The organism is Stenotrophomonas sp. STEN029 (genome assembly GCF_056760015.1).
Map to the genome: position 1 here is coordinate 22,487 of NZ_JBRREC010000005.1, position 15,940 is coordinate 38,426.

General features: G+C 65.3%; 15 protein-coding genes. All 15 read left to right on the plus strand.

All coding sequences use genetic code 11. The annotated features are described in order from the left end of the window. Positions 1-64 precede the first annotated feature (64 nt). The 15 genes from ACVOLI_RS02045 to pncB all read left to right on the plus strand — a co-directional run bounded on the left by ACVOLI_RS02045 (position 65) and on the right by pncB (position 15,655). Positions 65-1,948, plus strand: a complete 1,884-nt coding sequence (locus ACVOLI_RS02045; RefSeq protein WP_481533329.1) for a S8 family serine peptidase — start codon at positions 65-67, stop codon at positions 1,946-1,948. A gap of 123 nt (positions 1,949-2,071) precedes the next feature. Next, positions 2,072-3,799 (plus strand): type II secretion system ATPase GspE, encoded by a 1,728-nt coding sequence (gspE, locus tag ACVOLI_RS02050; protein WP_296249330.1) that lies wholly within the window; start codon positions 2,072-2,074, stop codon positions 3,797-3,799. 31 nt (positions 3,800-3,830) lie between these two features. Continuing rightward, the gene (gene xpsF / locus ACVOLI_RS02055; protein WP_481533330.1) at positions 3,831-5,048 is read left to right on the plus strand and encodes a type II secretion system protein XpsF; all 1,218 of its coding nucleotides are present in this window, start codon (positions 3,831-3,833) and stop codon (positions 5,046-5,048) included. A gap of 27 nt (positions 5,049-5,075) precedes the next feature. Beyond that, positions 5,076-5,504 (plus strand): type II secretion system major pseudopilin GspG, encoded by a 429-nt coding sequence (gene gspG, locus ACVOLI_RS02060; protein WP_303748838.1) that lies wholly within the window; start codon positions 5,076-5,078, stop codon positions 5,502-5,504. A gap of 72 nt (positions 5,505-5,576) precedes the next feature. Next, positions 5,577-6,023, plus strand: a complete 447-nt coding sequence (gene xpsH, locus ACVOLI_RS02065; RefSeq protein WP_481533369.1) for a type II secretion system protein XpsH — start codon at positions 5,577-5,579, stop codon at positions 6,021-6,023. Beyond that, on the plus strand, positions 6,020-6,412 hold the full coding sequence (gene xpsI, locus ACVOLI_RS02070) for a type II secretion system protein XpsI (RefSeq protein WP_481533331.1): 393 nt from the start codon (positions 6,020-6,022) through the stop codon (positions 6,410-6,412). The genes xpsH and xpsI overlap by 4 nt, the downstream gene beginning before the upstream one ends. Beyond that, positions 6,409-7,062 (plus strand): prepilin-type N-terminal cleavage/methylation domain-containing protein, encoded by a 654-nt coding sequence (locus ACVOLI_RS02075; RefSeq protein ID WP_481533332.1) that lies wholly within the window; start codon positions 6,409-6,411, stop codon positions 7,060-7,062. The genes xpsI and ACVOLI_RS02075 overlap by 4 nt, the downstream gene beginning before the upstream one ends. Further along, entirely contained in the window at positions 7,059-7,913 is an 855-nt protein-coding gene (locus tag ACVOLI_RS02080; protein ID WP_481533333.1) for a type II secretion system minor pseudopilin, read from the plus strand. Before ACVOLI_RS02075 ends, ACVOLI_RS02080 begins: the two co-directional genes overlap by 4 nt. After that, on the plus strand, positions 7,910-9,037 hold the full coding sequence (locus ACVOLI_RS02085; protein WP_481533334.1) for a PilN domain-containing protein: 1,128 nt from the start codon (positions 7,910-7,912) through the stop codon (positions 9,035-9,037). The genes ACVOLI_RS02080 and ACVOLI_RS02085 overlap by 4 nt, the downstream gene beginning before the upstream one ends. Beyond that, complete coding sequence (gspM, locus tag ACVOLI_RS02090; RefSeq protein ID WP_481533335.1) at positions 9,012-9,620, plus strand: type II secretion system protein GspM; 609 nt, start codon at positions 9,012-9,014, stop codon at positions 9,618-9,620. Before ACVOLI_RS02085 ends, gspM begins: the two co-directional genes overlap by 26 nt. Then, positions 9,610-10,290 carry a hypothetical protein gene (locus ACVOLI_RS02095; RefSeq protein WP_481533336.1) on the plus strand — a complete coding sequence of 227 codons (681 nt, stop codon included), beginning with the start codon at positions 9,610-9,612 and terminating at the stop codon, positions 10,288-10,290. The genes gspM and ACVOLI_RS02095 overlap by 11 nt, the downstream gene beginning before the upstream one ends. 9 nt (positions 10,291-10,299) lie before the next feature. Then, positions 10,300-12,546: a type II secretion system secretin GspD gene (gspD, locus tag ACVOLI_RS02100; protein ID WP_481533337.1), complete on the plus strand. Its 2,247-nt coding sequence runs from the start codon at positions 10,300-10,302 to the stop codon at positions 12,544-12,546. A gap of 2 nt (positions 12,547-12,548) precedes the next feature. Next, positions 12,549-13,412 carry a glycosyltransferase family 2 protein gene (locus tag ACVOLI_RS02105; RefSeq protein WP_481533338.1) on the plus strand — a complete coding sequence of 288 codons (864 nt, stop codon included), beginning with the start codon at positions 12,549-12,551 and terminating at the stop codon, positions 13,410-13,412. Next, the gene (locus ACVOLI_RS02110) at positions 13,409-14,242 is read left to right on the plus strand and encodes a glycosyltransferase family 2 protein (RefSeq protein ID WP_481533339.1); all 834 of its coding nucleotides are present in this window, start codon (positions 13,409-13,411) and stop codon (positions 14,240-14,242) included. The genes ACVOLI_RS02105 and ACVOLI_RS02110 overlap by 4 nt, the downstream gene beginning before the upstream one ends. A gap of 243 nt (positions 14,243-14,485) precedes the next feature. Beyond that, entirely contained in the window at positions 14,486-15,655 is a 1,170-nt protein-coding gene (gene pncB / locus ACVOLI_RS02115; RefSeq protein ID WP_481533340.1) for a nicotinate phosphoribosyltransferase, read from the plus strand. The last annotated feature ends 285 nt before the right edge of the window (positions 15,656-15,940 follow it).

Genomic DNA, 15,940 nt, shown 5'->3' on the forward strand with positions numbered 1-15,940 from the left:
CCAGGACGGCAAAGCGATGCAGCGTTGAGTTCCATCCCTGTTCTATCAAGACGAGAGATCCGACATGAAGAAGAAGACCCAGCTTGGTTTGGCGATTGCTGGTGCCGTACTGATGGCTTCGATCGGCGTGCCCGCCGCATCTGCTGCCGGAATTGGACCCGCGAAGACAATAGGCTTGAGTTCGTCCACGGTGGACAGCAGCGGTGGCTATCGGTTCGTGGTGAAGTACCGCGCCGGCAGCAGCGAATTGCGTGATGCGGCGACGCTCAACCGTGGCCTTGGCGCAGCGGCGTCGCGCGCCGGTCTGGATCGTGCCGTGGCCAAGACGTCTCGTGCAGCCGCGCAGCCTGCGGTCCAGGCGGCGTTGCTGCGGCGCATGGGCGCGCCGGGCTGGAGCGTGGTAAAGACCTCGCGTGCCCTCAATGCGCAGGAAGCGGCGAACTTCGTCCGCGAACTCAAGGCAAATCCGGCCGTTGAACGCGCTGACATCGATCGCATGTACCAGCGCATGGTGGATGTCGCCCCGGCAATGGTTCCGACCGACCCCAACTATGCCCAGTACCAGTGGAACTTCTTCAACCCCAGCACCGGTGTGCGAGCACCGCAGGCCTGGGATCTGTCGCAGGGCGAAGGCGTGGTGGTGGCGGTGATCGATACCGGCATCACCCAGGGCAACCCGGACCTGCAGAACAATGTCATTCCCGGCTACGACATGATCAGTGACAAGCGCGTATCGCGCCGTGACAGTGACGGGCGGGTTGCCGGTGGTTGGGATATCGGTGACTGGGTGGAGGCCAACTACTGCACCGGCTGGGCAACCGGTGGCTCGCATGCGGCCGACGTCAGTTCCTGGCATGGCAGTCACGTCTCCGGCACCATCGCCCAGGAGACCAACAATGGCAGGGGCCTGGCCGGCCTGGCGTACAAAGCCAAGGTGATGCCGATACGCGTGCTGGGTTCCTGCGGTGGTTTCGGCAGTGATATCGCTGACGGCATTGTCTGGGCCGCAGGCGGCGAGGTGCCGGGGCTGCCGCTCAACACCAATCCTGCCGAAGTCATCAACATGAGCCTGGGCAGCGTATCGCCCGCGACCTGCCCGAGCGAGTACCAGGAAGCCATCGATCTGGCCAACAGCAAGGGTGCAATCGTGGTGGTCGCGGCAGGCAACGACAACGCCAACGCCGCCAGCTACACCATGTCTTCGTGCAACAACGTGATCAGCGTCGGCGCCACCGGCGTCACCGGCGCGCGCGCCTACTACTCCAACTACGGCGCACGCGTGGACCTGTCTGCGCCTGGCGGCGGTGGCTCGGTCGACGGCAACCCGAACGGCTACATCTGGCAGGTGATGAACGGCGGCGAGAAGGGGCCGGAGCCGAGCAACTGGATCCTCGGCGGCATGGGCGGCACATCGATGGCATCGCCGCATGTGGCTGCTGCGGTGGCGATGGTGCAGAGCGTGGTCGATACGCCGCTGACCCTGAACCAGATGCGTGACCTGCTGAAGACGACCGCCACGCCGTTCCCGGTGGCGATCCCGGCCTCTACCCCGATCGGCGCCGGCATCCTCAACATCAACGCCGCGTTGATCAAGGCAACCACGCCGCCGTGCGATCCCAATGTCGAGCAGTGCGGCCCGGACGCCACGCCGCTGGTCAACAAGGTTGCGCTGACCGGGGTTTCCGGCAGTGGTGGTAGCGAGACGGTTTACAGCTTCCAGGCCGAGGCCGGCAAGGTGTTGACCTTCATGACCTACGGTGGCAGCGGCGACGTATCGGTGTATGTCCGCTACGAGGCGGTGGCGAGCAGCAGCGAATTCGACGCCAAATCGACCCGCGGCGGTAACAGCGAAACGGTGCGCATCAACAAGCCGCAGGCTGGCACCTACTACGTCACCCTGGTTGGGGCGAGCTCGTACAGCGGTGTGAGTCTGGTTGCCCGTCAGTAATTCTGACTGTCGTGCGACCTTGGAACCCCGGCAATGCCGGGGTTCTTTTTGCCTGTAATGCGGGTTCATGTGCACGACCTTGGGGTGCGAACTGCTAAAGTTCGGCCAACTCAGGAGGATTGCGTGAACGCGGTAGCCCACGACGCCCAACTTGCGCCATCACCTGCCGACCGCATCGTCACCGAACTGCTGGCGCAGGGCCGGCTGAAGGACGCTGACCTGCAGCGCGCACGCCAGCTGCAGCGTGAATCCGGTGGCGACCTGCTGGTGTTGCTGGCACGGCTGGGGCTGGTGTCCGAGCGCGACCATGCTGAAGCCTGTGCCAAGGTACTGGAGCTGCGGCTGCTTGCCGCCCGCGACCTGCCCGAACAACCGCCTGAGCTGGTGGAAGGCGTGGAGCCGGTGCCGCTGCGCTTCCTCAAGCAGTTCCTGGTGCTGCCGCTGGGTGAGCAACGTGGCCGCATCCTGCTGTGGATGGCTGATCCCCAGGACGGCTACGCGATCGACGCGATCCGCCTCGCTACCGGTTGCGAGGTTGCCCCCGTGGTTGGCGTGCGCAGCGAAGTGGATGAGCTGATCGAGCGCTGGTATGGACAGGGCCGTACCGCGATGGGGACGATCCTGGAAACCACCGATGGTGAACTCGCGCCTCTGGACGATATCGAGCACCTGCGCGACCTCGCCTCCGAAGCGCCGGTGATCCGCCTGGTCAATCTGCTGATCCAGCGTGCGGTGGAACTGCGCGCGTCGGACATCCACGTCGAGCCGTTCGAGAACCGACTGAAGGTGCGTTACCGCGTCGATGGCGTGCTGGTCGATGGCGAAAGCCCGCCGGTCAACCTCACCGCGGCGGTGATCAGCCGCATCAAGATCATGGCCAAGCTCAACATCGCCGAGCGCCGCCTGCCGCAGGATGGCCGCATCATGTTGCGCGTACAGGGCAAGGAGCTGGACCTGCGCGTCAGCACCATGCCCACCGCACACGGTGAAAGCGTGGTGATGCGCCTGCTCGACCGCGAAGCGGTGGTATTTGATTTCCAGCGGCTGGGTTTCAGCGAGGATTTCCTGCCGCAGTTCCGCAAGGTGCTGGAGCAGCCACACGGCATCCTGCTGGTGACCGGCCCTACCGGCTCGGGCAAGACCACCACGCTGTACACCGCGCTCAACCAGCTCAACACCGACAAGGTCAAGATCATCACCGTCGAAGACCCGGTGGAATACCAGCTGGAGGGAATCAACCAGATTCAGGCCAAGCCGCAGATCGGGCTGGATTTCGCCAATGCCCTGCGCAGCATCGTGCGCCAGGACCCGGACATCATCATGATCGGCGAAATGCGCGATCTGGAAACTGCGCGCATCGCGATCCAGTCGGCGCTGACCGGCCACTTGGTGCTGTCCACCCTGCATACCAACAACGCCGCTGGTGGCATTACCCGCTTGCTGGACATGGGGGTGGAAGACTACCTGCTCACTTCCACCATCAACGGCATCCTCGCCCAGCGTCTGGTACGCAGGTTGGAGCCGACCCACGCGCTGCGTTACCGCGCGTCGGAAGAAGAGATCGAGCGCTTCGGCCTGCGCCGCTTCCAGCCGCAGGGCGACATCCATCTCTACCGCGCGCAGCCGTCGGCGCTGGCGCCGACCGGTTACCTCGGCCGCACCACCATCGTCGAGTTCCTGGTGATGGACGATGCGCTGCGCAATGCGGTGATGCGCAAGGCCGGCATGGGCGAGATCGAACAGATCGCACGCAAGGCCGGCATGCGCACCATGTACGAAGATGGCATCGGCAAGGCACTGCGTGGCGAAACCACGCTGGAAGAAGTGCTGCGGGTGACGGAGGACGCATGAGTCATCGCGTACACCCGGAGCGGTGCTGCTGATGCCGCGTTACCGATACAAGGCGCTGGATGCCCGCGGCGACCTGCTCGAAGGGCAGATGGATGCGGCCAGCGAAGGCGAGGTGATCGCGCGTCTGCAGGAGCAGGGCCACCTGCCGGTGGAAGCCAGGCCGGCGACCGGCTCGGCGTTCGAGGGCGGCGGCTGGAAGCAATGGCGGCAGCGTCCGTTTGCCGGCGCCGCGCTGGTGCAGTTCACCCAGCAGCTGGCGACCTTGTTGAGCGCCGGACAGCCCTTGGACCGTGCCTTGTCGATCCTGATGGAAACGCCGGAAGACCAACGCTCGCAACGGGTGATTGCCGATATCCGCGACAGCGTACGCGGTGGCGCGCCACTGTCGCAGGCGTTGGAGCGCCAACACGGCCTGTTCTCGCGGCTGTACGTGAACATGGTGCGCGCCGGCGAGGCGGGCGGCAGCCTGCACGAAACCCTGCAGCGCTTGGCCGATTACCTGGAGCGCAGCCAGGAGTTGAAGGGCAGGGTGATCAATGCCCTGATCTATCCGGCGATCCTGCTGGTGGTGGTTGGCCTGGCCTTGTTGTTCCTGCTCGGCTACGTGGTGCCGCAGTTCTCGCTGATGTACCAAAGTCTCGATGTGACCTTGCCGTGGTTCACCCGCGCGGTGCTGGAAGTCGGCCTGCTGGTGCGCCAGGGCTGGTTCGTTTTCATCGTGGTGCCAGCGTTGCTGCTGCTGTGGGTGGAGCGCAAGCGGCGTGATCCGGTATTCCGTCTGGGCTTTGATACCTGGTTGTTGCAGCGGCCGATGATTGGTGGACTGGTTGCCAAACTGGAGAGCGCACGGCTTGCGCGCACGCTTGGCACCTTGCTGCGCAATGGCGTGCCATTGCTCGCCGGGCTGGGCATTGCCCGCAACGTGCTCGGCAACCGTGCCCTGGTCGCGGACGTGAGCGAGGCCGCCGACGCAGTGAAGAACGGTGCCGGGCTGGCTTCGTCATTGGGGCGCAATGGCCGCTTCCCGCGCCTGGCCCTGCAGATGATCCAGGTCGGCGAAGAGTCCGGCACGCTGGAAAGCATGCTGCTCAAGACCGCCGATACCTTTGAGCAGGAAAGTGCCCGCGCCATCGACCGCATGCTGGCGGCGTTGGTGCCGGTAATCACCTTGTTGTTGGCGTCGGTGGTGGGCGTGGTCATCATCGCGGTGCTGGTGCCGCTGTACGACCTCACCAATGCCATCGGTTGATCCCTGTTTTCGTGGAAGGATGAAGAAATGAGGCGAACCCTGAAGCAACCCCTGTCACGCGCACGCCAGGCTGGCATGAGCTTGTTGGAAATCATCATCGTCATCGTGCTGATTGGCGCGGTGCTGACCCTGGTCGGCAGCCGTGTGCTGGGCGGTGCCGACCGTGGCAAGGCCAACCTTGGCAAGACCCAGATCCAGACGCTGGCCAGCAAGGTGGAGAACTACAAGCTCGATACCGGCCGCTTGCCGAGCAAGCTGGAGGACCTGTCCACGCAGCCTGCAGGTGTGGCGGGTTGGTTGGGCCCGTATTCCAAGCCGGCGGAGTTCAATGACCCGTGGGGCAATCCGGTGCAGTACCGGGTGCCGGGTGAAGGTCGTCCGTTCGATCTGATCAGCCTGGGCGCCGACGGCCAGCCCGGCGGCGAGAGCTACAACGCCGACATCCGCTACGAATAAGCCTTGATGGTCGTGACGCGCTTTCCACTACCGCTTGCTGCCACGCGTGCCGTATCCGCGCGGCCCGCAGGCATGCGCGGCATGTCCTTGCTGGAGATGGTACTGGTGCTGGCGTTGGTCGCCGCGCTGGCGATGATGGCTGCGATGGCGATGAGTGGTGGCATGGACGGCATGCAGCTGCGCTCGAGCGGCAAGACGCTGGCGGCCGAACTGCGTTATGCGCGTACCCGTGCGATCAGTACCGGGGTCGCACAGCAGTTGCAGATCAATCCGGGCAGCCGCCGTTGGCAGGGCGCGGACGGTCACCATGGTGAGCTGCCACAGGCGCTGGTGGTGACATTCACCGGCGCTGGGCAATTGCAGGCGCGCAAGGACGAAGGCGTCGTGCGTTTCTTCGAGGATGGCGCCTCCAGCGGCGGCCGCATTGAACTGCGTGCCGGCAAGGCGGTGTGGCGGATCGACGTTGCGTGGATAACAGGCGAGGTAAAGGCCGGGCCGTTGCGCGAGGGTGCCGGATGAGGCGCCAACGCGGTTATTCGCTTATTGAAGTGATCGTCGCCTTCGGCTTGCTGGCCTTGGCGATGACCTTGTTGCTGGGCAGCCTGTCCGGTGCCGCACGCCAGGTCAGCATGGCCGACGGCTACGGCCGTGCCGCCCTGCATGCGCAATCGCTGTTGGCAGTCGCCGGGGTTGAAGCACCCTTGCAGGCCGGTCGCCAACAGGGTGAGTGGGAGCAGGGCCGCTATCAGTGGAATCTGCAGGTCTCGCCCTACGTCGAGCCGCGCCAGCAACAGGCGCGGCTGTGGTTGCTGGACCTGCAGGTGCGCTGGGGCGACAGCGCGCAGGAACAACTGCATTGGCGCACCCTGCGACTGCGCGCCAATGCACCGCTGGAAGTGCTGCCATGAGGTGCTCATTGCGTCATCCGCTGCGGGCACGTGGCTTCACCCTGATCGAGGTATTGCTGGCCACCGTGCTGCTGGCGGCAGGCATGGCACTGGCGTTCGCCGCGGTGCGCTCGACGCTCGCGATCAGCAGCCGCGGCGAGGCGATTGCCAGCGGCAACGAGCGCATGCGCGCGGTGGAAGGTTTTCTGCGCCGGCGTCTGGTCTCGGCGATGCCCCTGGCGCTGGAACGCGACGCCCTCAGTGGCAACGCCGCAGTGTTTACCGGTAGCCCGACGCAGCTGCGCTTTGTGGCCAATGTGCCGGATTACCTGGGCCGTGGCGGCCCCTACCTGCACACGCTGGAGGTCAGCGGCAGCGGTTCGACGCAGGAGCTGCGTCTGGGCTTGACCCTGTTGCAATCCGGTCAGCTGCTGGAGGAAAACCCGCCGCGCGGCAGCGAGTTGCTGGCAGATGGACTGAAGCAGGTAAAGCTGCGCTATCGCGGTATCGAACCGGGCACGACTGCAATGGGGCGCTGGCAGGACAACTGGGAGGTCCCGGGCCGCATGCCGATGCTGGTGTCGATTGAAATCACGCCCGCACAGGGTGCGGCCTGGCCGCCGCTGGTGGTGGCCTTGCCGCAGTCCTCGATTGCCGGGAGCTGGCGATGAAGGCGCGCGGTGCAGCCCTGGTGTTGGTGCTGTGGGTGGTGGCTTTGTTGGCTACGACCATTGCCGCGTTTGCCTTGACCGCGCGGGTCGAGCACCTGCAGGGCCGGGTCACCGGTGACCTGGCCGGGGGCGAACAGATTGCCCACGCCGGCATCGACTATGCATTGTCGCGGATGCGCGCCACCCCGACCCAGCCCAGCTGGCGCGCCGATGGCCGGCCTTATCGCTGGCAGTTCGACAGCCGCACGGTGGAGCTGCGCATCGTTGACGAGACCGGCAAGGTTGATTTGAACCAGGCCGACCTGAACCTGCTGCAGGCCTTGCTGCGTGGCCTCGAACTGCCACCGGACAAGGCCGCGCGGTTGGCCGGCGCCATCGTCGATTGGCGTGATCCGGATTCGCTGCTGCAGGTTGCTGGCGGCGCTGAGACCGCCGACTACCAGGCGGCCGGGTTGCCGTATGGCGCCAAGAACGCACCGTTCGACAGCGTCAGCGAACTGCAGCGTGTGCTCGGCATGGAACCAGCACTTTACGTACAGCTTGTGCCGCTGGTGACGGTATACGGTAGCGCCCGGCCCAATCCGCGCTTTGCCCCCGGTCCGGTGTTGACCGCGATGGGAATGGATGCGGCTTTGATCCTGGCCCAGCGCGAACGTGAAGACGGCAATCCCGGAATGGGCGAAACTTCAGCCGGAGTGGGTGACACCGGCACTTACAGTGTCACCAGCAAGGTGCAATTGGTGGCCGAGCGACAGGCAGTTGTCCGCGCGGTGGTGCGTCTGAATCCCGGTGGTGTGGTCGGTGCACCGTATACGGTGCTGCAATGGGAACAGGGAGCGATGTCCAGATGACGGGGTTGCGTGAACGACTGGGGCAGGTGAGTGCACGCATTGCGCCGGGCGCGGGTGGCTTCTGGGCTTGGTGGAGCCAGTCCCTGCTGTCGTGGCTGCCGCTGCGCTGGCAGGCCTTGCTGGGTGTGTCCGATGCACGCTTGCTGTTGGAAGCGGGTAACGCGCAGTTGCTGCTGTCGCTGCAGCAGAACGGCCAGCGGCAGGTGCTGCAGGCGCTGCCTGCCGATGCCACGCCGCACGCGGTGGATGCCGCGCTGCCGCCTCGCGTGGCCAGCCTGCCGCGCCACGGACTGCTGCCAGCCAGCGCGGTTCTGCGCAAACCCTTGCGCATGCCGGCCGCCGCCGAGGCACGCCTGCGCGAAGTGCTGGGTTTCGAGATAGACCGGCAGACGCCATTCACCGCCGCGCAGGTGTATTACGACGTGCGGCTGTTGCAGCGTCGCGAAGATGGACAACTGGATACCGAACTGGTGGTCGTACCGCGACCACTGGTGGATGCGCTGCTGGGCCCGGGTGAGACGTGGCAGCAGCAATTGGATGGCGTGGATGCAGTTGATGCGCAGGGCCAGCCCTTGGGGGTGAACCTGTTGCCGTCGGCACTGCGCCGGCAGCGCCACGATCCCATGCGCCGGCTCAACCGGCTGTTGCTGGTCGCAGGCGTTGTGATGCTGGTGCTTGCCGCGTGGCAGTTGCTGGATAATCGACGCGCCGCCGCGACCCGGCTGGCGGCACAGGTGGATGCAGCTGCGGTGCGCGCGCGTGCGGTGGCCGCGCAGCTGCAGCAGCTGCAGGATATGGTCGATGGCCAGCAGTTCTTCACCGCACAACGCGCCCAGCAGGCGACCGCAACGGAGATCATCAACGAACTCAGCCAGCGCCTGGGCGACGATACCTCGCTGGAGAAACTCTCGATCGAAGGTGGCCGCATGCAGCTGATCGGCATGAGCAGCAGTGCGTCATCGCTGGTTTCCAAGCTTGAGGGCTCAACGCTGTGGAAGACGCCATCGCTGACCGGTGTGTTGCAGGCCGGCCAGGGGGCCGCGCGTGAACGCTTCACCCTGACCGCGGAACTGCGCGGCCCCAACCAGGAGGCTGCCGATGGCAACGCATCCCGCACGCCGTGACCGCTGGTTGGCACTTGGCCTGCTTCTGGCCGTACTGGGCATGATTTACCTGCTGCTGGTGCAGCCCTTGTGGGTCCGCCCGATGCTGGTGGTCGAAGCGGAAATCCAGGCCTTGCAGGAGCGCCAGCAGCGCATCGGCATGCAGCTGCGGCAGGCGCCGCAGGTCGCGCAACGGCTGCAGCAGGCCCAGCAGGCACTGGTCGATCAACCCGGCTTCATGGCGGAAAGCTCAGCGGAGCTGGCGACCTCCAAACTGGTGCAACGACTGGAGGAAGCGGCACGTCTGGCCAGTCCGGACCAGCGCAGCTGCGCGATCAGCGATCGCTCGCCGTTGCCGGCCGACAGCACTGGCCGCTTCCCGCGCGTTGCGGTGCAGGCGCGGCTGCGTTGTGGCATGAGCGAATGGATGAACGTGTTGCAGACGCTGGAAACCGGTGCGCCGCAATTGCGCGTGGACCGGCTCGACATCCTGTCCGCCGGCCTGGGCGAAGGCGGTGGCGGACTGGACGTTAGTTTCGAGCTCAGCGGTTACCTGCGCCCGGGCGTGGTCGCGCCAACGACGGAGGCAGCCAATGCGCAATGACGCAGTGGGTCTACGCACCTGGTTGCTGGCTGCATTCGCGGCTTGGGCGCTGTTGGTGTGGGCAGCCTGCCTGTTCGGCCTTGGCGGCAGGATTGGCAGCAGCAACGCAGCGCTGGAAGTGCCGGCCTTGCCAGCGGTACCGCAGGCGAGGGAGCTGGTGGCCGCCGACAACACCGAAGCCTTGAACCGGCCACTGTTCGCCAGCGATCGGCGGCCGCATCCGTTCTTCATTGGCGAAGCCGGTGAACCGGCAACGACAGGTGTGCGCTTGACCGGCGTATTGATGACACCGGGGCTGGACATGGCCACCTTGACCACCGAGCAGGGCAAGTCGCTGCGCCTGCGCCTGGGCGGTGAGGTGCAGGACGGTTGGCAGCTGCTGTCGTTGCAGCCGCGCAGCGCGGTGGTCAGCGGCCCGGCCGGCACGCTCAGCCTGGAATTGCAGGTGTTCAGCGGCGGGCCCAAACCGCCAACAGAGGGCGGGGCAGTGCCCCTGCCTGGCAATTCGCAGCCGATTCCGCCGCCGGTCAGCGTTGCTACTCCGCCGCCTGCAGCCGACCCGGTTGCGCCATCGGCAGACCAGATAAAGGCGATCCGTGATCGCATCCAGGCCCGCCGTCGGCAGGCACAACAGAATCAGAACGGCAGCTCCGGCCGCCAGAACCCGTAGAGTGAGCGTATGACATCACGCATAGTTGCAGTCAGCCTGCTGATCGGTGCCCTGAGCGGCTGCGTTACCACGCCGGCACCGGACATCCGTCGCAATGCTGCGACGGATAGCAGTACGCCGGCCCCCGGTGAGGCAGCGCGCACCAATCCGCTCGGCGCCGAAGAGCCCCCCAAGGTCGATGACGCCCAGGGCAGGGCGGTGATCCGTCGTGGCAACGGTACGGTGATCAACCGCGCTGCCGCCTCGGCACCGACCCCCGCCCTGACCGTCGCTGGCAACGGCACGGCGGTGTTCAACTTCGAGGGCGAATCGGTACAGGCAGTCACCAAAGCCATCCTCGGTGACATGCTCGGCCAGAACTACGTCATCGCCCCGACCGTGCAGGGCACGGTAACCCTGGCCACGCCCAAGCCGGTGTCGCCGGCACAGGCGCTGAACCTGCTGGAGATGGTACTGGGCTGGAACAACGCCCGGCTGATCTACAGCGGCGGCCGCTACAACGTGGTGCCGGCTGACCAGTCGCTGGCGGGCACGGTCGCACCGAGCACGGCACCGGCCTCGGCCGCACGTGGTTATGAGGTGCGGGTGGTGCCGCTGCAGTACATCTCGGCCAGTGAGATGAAGAAGGTGCTGGAGCCGTATGCACGCCCGAACGCGATTGTCGGCGTGGATGGCTCGCGCAATGTGATCACCTTGGGTGGCACCCGCGCCGAACTGGAAAACTACCTGCGCACGGTCGAGATCTTCGACGTGGATTGGCTGTCGGGCATGTCGGTGGGCGTGTTCCCGATCCAGTCCGGACGCGCCTCACAGGTGGCCAGTGACCTTGAGAAGGTATTCGGCGAAGCCAGCAAGACGCCCAGCGCCGGCATGTTCCGTTTCATGCCGCTGGACAATGCCAATGCGGTGCTGGTGATCACTCCGCAGGCGCGTTACCTGGACCAGATCCAGCAGTGGCTGGACCGCATCGACAGTGCCGGCGGCAGTGCGCGTCTGTTCTCGTATGAGCTGAAGTACATCAAGGCCAAGGATCTGGCGGACCGCTTGGCCGAAGTGTTTGGCGCTGGCAGTGGTTCGCGTGGCGGGCAGAGTGGTGCCGCTTCGCTGGCGCCGGGCGCCAGTGCAGTCAGCCTGCAAGGCGGTGGCACCGTCGATCCATCGGCCAGCGCCGACGACAATCTCGGTGACGGCGGCGGTTCGTTCGGCAAAAGCGATGGCGTGGGCGGTGGTAGCGGCAGCAGCGGCAGCAGCGGCATGGGCGAGGGCATGGCCTTGCCGCAGCGCAGCTCGGGCAATGGCAGCGTGACCCTGGAAGTGGAAGGCGACCGCGTCGGTGTTTCCGCCGTCGAGGAAACCAATACCTTGTTGGTGCGCAGCACACCGCAGGCATGGCGTTCGATCCGTGAAGTGGTGGAAAAGCTCGATGTGATGCCAATGCAGGTGCACATCGAGGCGCAGGTTGCCGAGGTCGCCTTGAGCGGTGACCTGAGTTATGGCGTCAACTGGTATTTCGAGCAGGCGGTCAACGCCGCCGTCGACAAGGGTGGCGCCGGCCTGCCGTCAGCCCTCGGGCGCGGCATCTGGGGTGATATCGCTGGCTCGCTGATTCCCGGTGACGGCAAAGGCGGCGGCGGGCTGAGCTGGACCTTCCTTGGCAAGAATGCTGCTGCGGTGATCACGGCACTGGACCAGGTCACCGATGTCCGCCTGCTGCAAACCCCGTCGCTGTTCGTTCGCAACAACGCGGTGGCCACGTTGAATGTGGGCAGCAAGATTCCGGTGTATTCGGTGTCGGTGTCCGGCATCAGCGACAACCAGTACGCGCAGGTGCAGTACCTGGAGACCGGCACCATCCTCAAGGTGCGTCCACGTGTCACCCGCGATGGCATGGTGTTCCTGGACATCGTGCAGGAAGTCAGCTCGCCCGAAGGTGAGCCTGATGACAACGGCAACGTACGCATCAACACCCGCCGCATGAAGACCGAAGCGGCGGTCAATGCCGGCGACACGGTGATGCTGGCCGGCTTGATCGAGGACAGCGCCACCAAGGGCTCATCCGGTCTGCCCGGACTGAGCCGATTGCCGGTGATCGGTGGCCTGTTCGGTCGCAAGACCCAAAGCAGCCGCCGCAGCGAAGTGATCGTGCTGCTGACCCCGACCATCGTTCGCAATCCGCAGGAAGCGCGCAATCTCACCGACGAGTACGGCAGCAAATTCCGTGCGCTGGATCCGATCAACGCACCCAAGGGGCGCTGAGCATGGCGCTGCCGGTCATCCTGCTGCCGGTGGGTGTGGATGATGCAGCGCTTGATGCCTGCCTGGCGGCATTGGAGAAACACACACCGGCGGGTACGCCGGTGTGGCTGGCCGACGATGGCCAGAGCGGCCCGCGCGGCCAGGTGGTGATCGAACACTGGCTTGCCAGCACCCGCCTGCAGGCCGAGTACACGCGCCGTCCACGTCCGATCGGCGAAGCCGCGCATCTGGACGAGATGCTGAAGGCCTGTGGCGACGCCGATGTCGCCGTGCTTGCACCCGATGCCTTGCCGATGGCCGGTTGGTTGCAGCAGCTCAGCGACTGCCTGGCGCGTGATGCCTCCATCGCCACCGCCACGCCGTGGAGCAACGCCGGCGAAGCCGTATCGTGGCCGCGTGCCGGCGAACTCAATCCGCTGCCTGCCGATCCGGCGCGGCTGCTGCAGGCCCTGGCGGCGATGCCCTTGCTGCAGCCCGAGCTGCCCTCGGCAGTCACCCACGCGGTGCTGATCCGCGGTAGCGCGCGTCGCCGTGCTGGTGGACTGGATATCCACAGCTACGGCTCCTGGTACGCCGCGCTGGTGGACCTGAGCCTGCGCATGAGCGGGCTGGGTTGGCGCAACGTGCTGTGTGACAACGCCTTCGTTGGCCGCCACAGCGAAGGTCGGCCGGCCGAAGGCGACATGGAAGTGCTGGCCAATCGCTGGCCGGTGTGGACCGCGCGGCTGGCCGCGTTCCTGATGAACGACCCGCTTCATGCCCACCGCCAGCAACTGCAGCAGTTGTGCGAGCAGGCGATAATGCCGCAAGCCCAGCCCGACCTGTTCGATGCCTGTGGTTCCCTTCCAGGCGCGGAGCCGGTGTGAGCGATTCGATTGCGGTGGTGGTGGTCAGTTACCAGAGTGCAAGCACCTTGGATGAGTGCCTGCAGCGTCTGCGCGCCGCCGCTGACATTGCCGAGATCCGCGTGGTCGACAACGAATCGCGCGATGGTTCGCTGGCGATCGCGCAGCGGCATGCGCTGGCCGATAGCCGCGTGCGTTTCATTGCCAATCCTGACAATCCGGGCTTTGCCACCGCCTGCAACCAGGGCGCAAGCGAATGCCATTCGCCGTGGCTGGCCTTCGTCAATCCGGATCTGATGGTCGAGCCGCAGACCCTGGCGCGTTTGCGCGATCTTGGCCGGCCATTGGGCGATTGCCTGCTCGGCGTGGAGCAGGTGGACGAAGACGGCGCCGCTGATCCAGCGGTACGCCGCCGCGACCCGGACTTCGCCGCGATGCTGCGTAACCCTGGTGCGGGCTCGCGGCTGGCGGTGCAGGTGGACCATTCGGCAGCGTTGCAGCAGGTGCAGGCCTTGTCGGGCGCGCTGTTGCTGATGCCGCGTGGCTTGTTCGACCGCCTGCAAGGCTGGGACGCTGGCTACCGGCTGCATGCCGAAGACCTGGATCTATGCCGGCGCGCACGCCAGGCCGGCGCGGTGGTGGCCATCGCCAACGACTTGAAGGTGCTGCATGTGCGCGGCGTGTCCAGCCGTTCGCGGCCGTTCTTCGTGGAGTGGCACAAGCATCGCGGCCTGTGGCGTTACTTCCGCAAATTCGAAGCCAGCCAGCGCAGCCTGCCGGTGAGGGCAGGGGTGTGGTGTGCGATCTGGGCGCATGCGGCGTTGCAGGTGCCGCGCTTGTTGATGAAGTAGCTTCGTTCCCGGGGCTGGTGGGGCTCGTAGAGCACTCCTCCCCAACCCTTCCCTGCGCGGTGCGCAAGGGAGGGGGCAGGACCGTGTATTGCTCCCTCCCTTTGGCGTAGCCAAGGGGAGGGTTGGGGAGGGGTGCTCTTCGAGAAGACGCCATCAGCCCTAAGCCCCTTGCCCGCCACAGACCATGAACAAGCAGCCGTGCCAGCCTGAACCCGAGCCTCCAGCCAGCGCATAATGCCGGACATGATCATCCAATCCCTGCTCGACACCGACCTCTACAAATTCACGATGATGCAGGCGGTACTGCACCAGTACCCGGGCGCCATCGTCCAGTACCGGTTCAAATGCCGTACGCCGGGGATTGACCTGGCCGCGTACATGGACGAGATCAACAGCGAGATCGACCATCTGTGCAGCCTGCGCTTCACCGCCGACGAGCTGGAATACATGCGTCGGCTGCGCTTCGTGAAGCCGGACTTCGCCGATTTCCTCGGCCTGTTCCACCTGGACCGCAAGTACATCAGCCTGCGTGCGTCGGAAACCGTGCCGGGTGAGATCGAGCTGGACATCACCGGGCCGTGGTTGCACACCATCATGTTCGAAGTGCCGTTGCTGGCGATCATCAACGAAGTCTGGTTCCGCAATACCACCACCGCTGATTTCGCCGAAGGCGAGCGCCGCCTGCAGGCCAAGGCTGCGTTGCTGCGCGATACCGCCGGCTTCGAGAATTGCCGCATCGCCGATTACGGCAGCCGCCGTCGCTACTCGCGGGAATGGCATGGCACGATGCTGCCGATGCTGCGCGACGCGCTGGGCCCGCAGTTCGTCGGCACCAGCAACGTGTACTTCGCGCGCATGTATGGGATGACCCCGCACGGCACCATGGCGCATGAGTACCTGCAGGCCTTCCAGGCACTGGGCCCGCGCCTGCGTGACTCGCAGGTGGCGGCATTGGAGTCCTGGGCACGCGAGTACCGCGGCGACCTGGGTATCGCCTTGTCGGATGTGGTCGGGTTGGACGCCTTCCTGCGCGACTTCGACATGTACTTCTGCAAGCTGTTTGATGGCGTGCGCCATGACTCCGGCGACCCGGTTGCGTGGGGCGACCGCATGCTGGCCCATTTCAAGGCCAATCGCGTTGACCCGACCAGCAAGGTGCTGGTGTTCAGCGATGGCTTGAACATCGAGAAGGTGATGCAGCTGTACGACCACTTCCGTGGCCGCTGCCAGGTTGCCTTCGGTGTTGGTACACACCTGACCAACGACCTGGGCCCGACGCCGCTGAACATCGTCATCAAGATGGTCCGCTGCAATGGCCAGCCGGTGGCCAAGCTCAGCGACTCACCCGGCAAGAGCATGTGTGATGATCCGGGCTACCTGTCCTATCTGCGGCAGGTCTTCGAGCTTCAGTAGGCGTCAAACTTCTGTCATCTGGCCTTGACAACTGCGGTTGATTCCTTAACGCAGCGCATCCGTGTGCCTATACCCCTGTAAACGTGAGTCCCATCACGTTATTGTATCGGGTAAGGAACAGATGATCAGGTACAGCCGTGCTCGTCGTTGAATGAGTCCGGCCGGTTGTCTGCAGGGGGGCAGGTGGCTCACTAGGGTCAAGCCGATGGCGTCGCTTTGCAGGCGGCTGCCTCGGTTTGTGTGGGTGTGTGCCTGTTTTGTTCGCATCAGCACAGGTGTCTGACG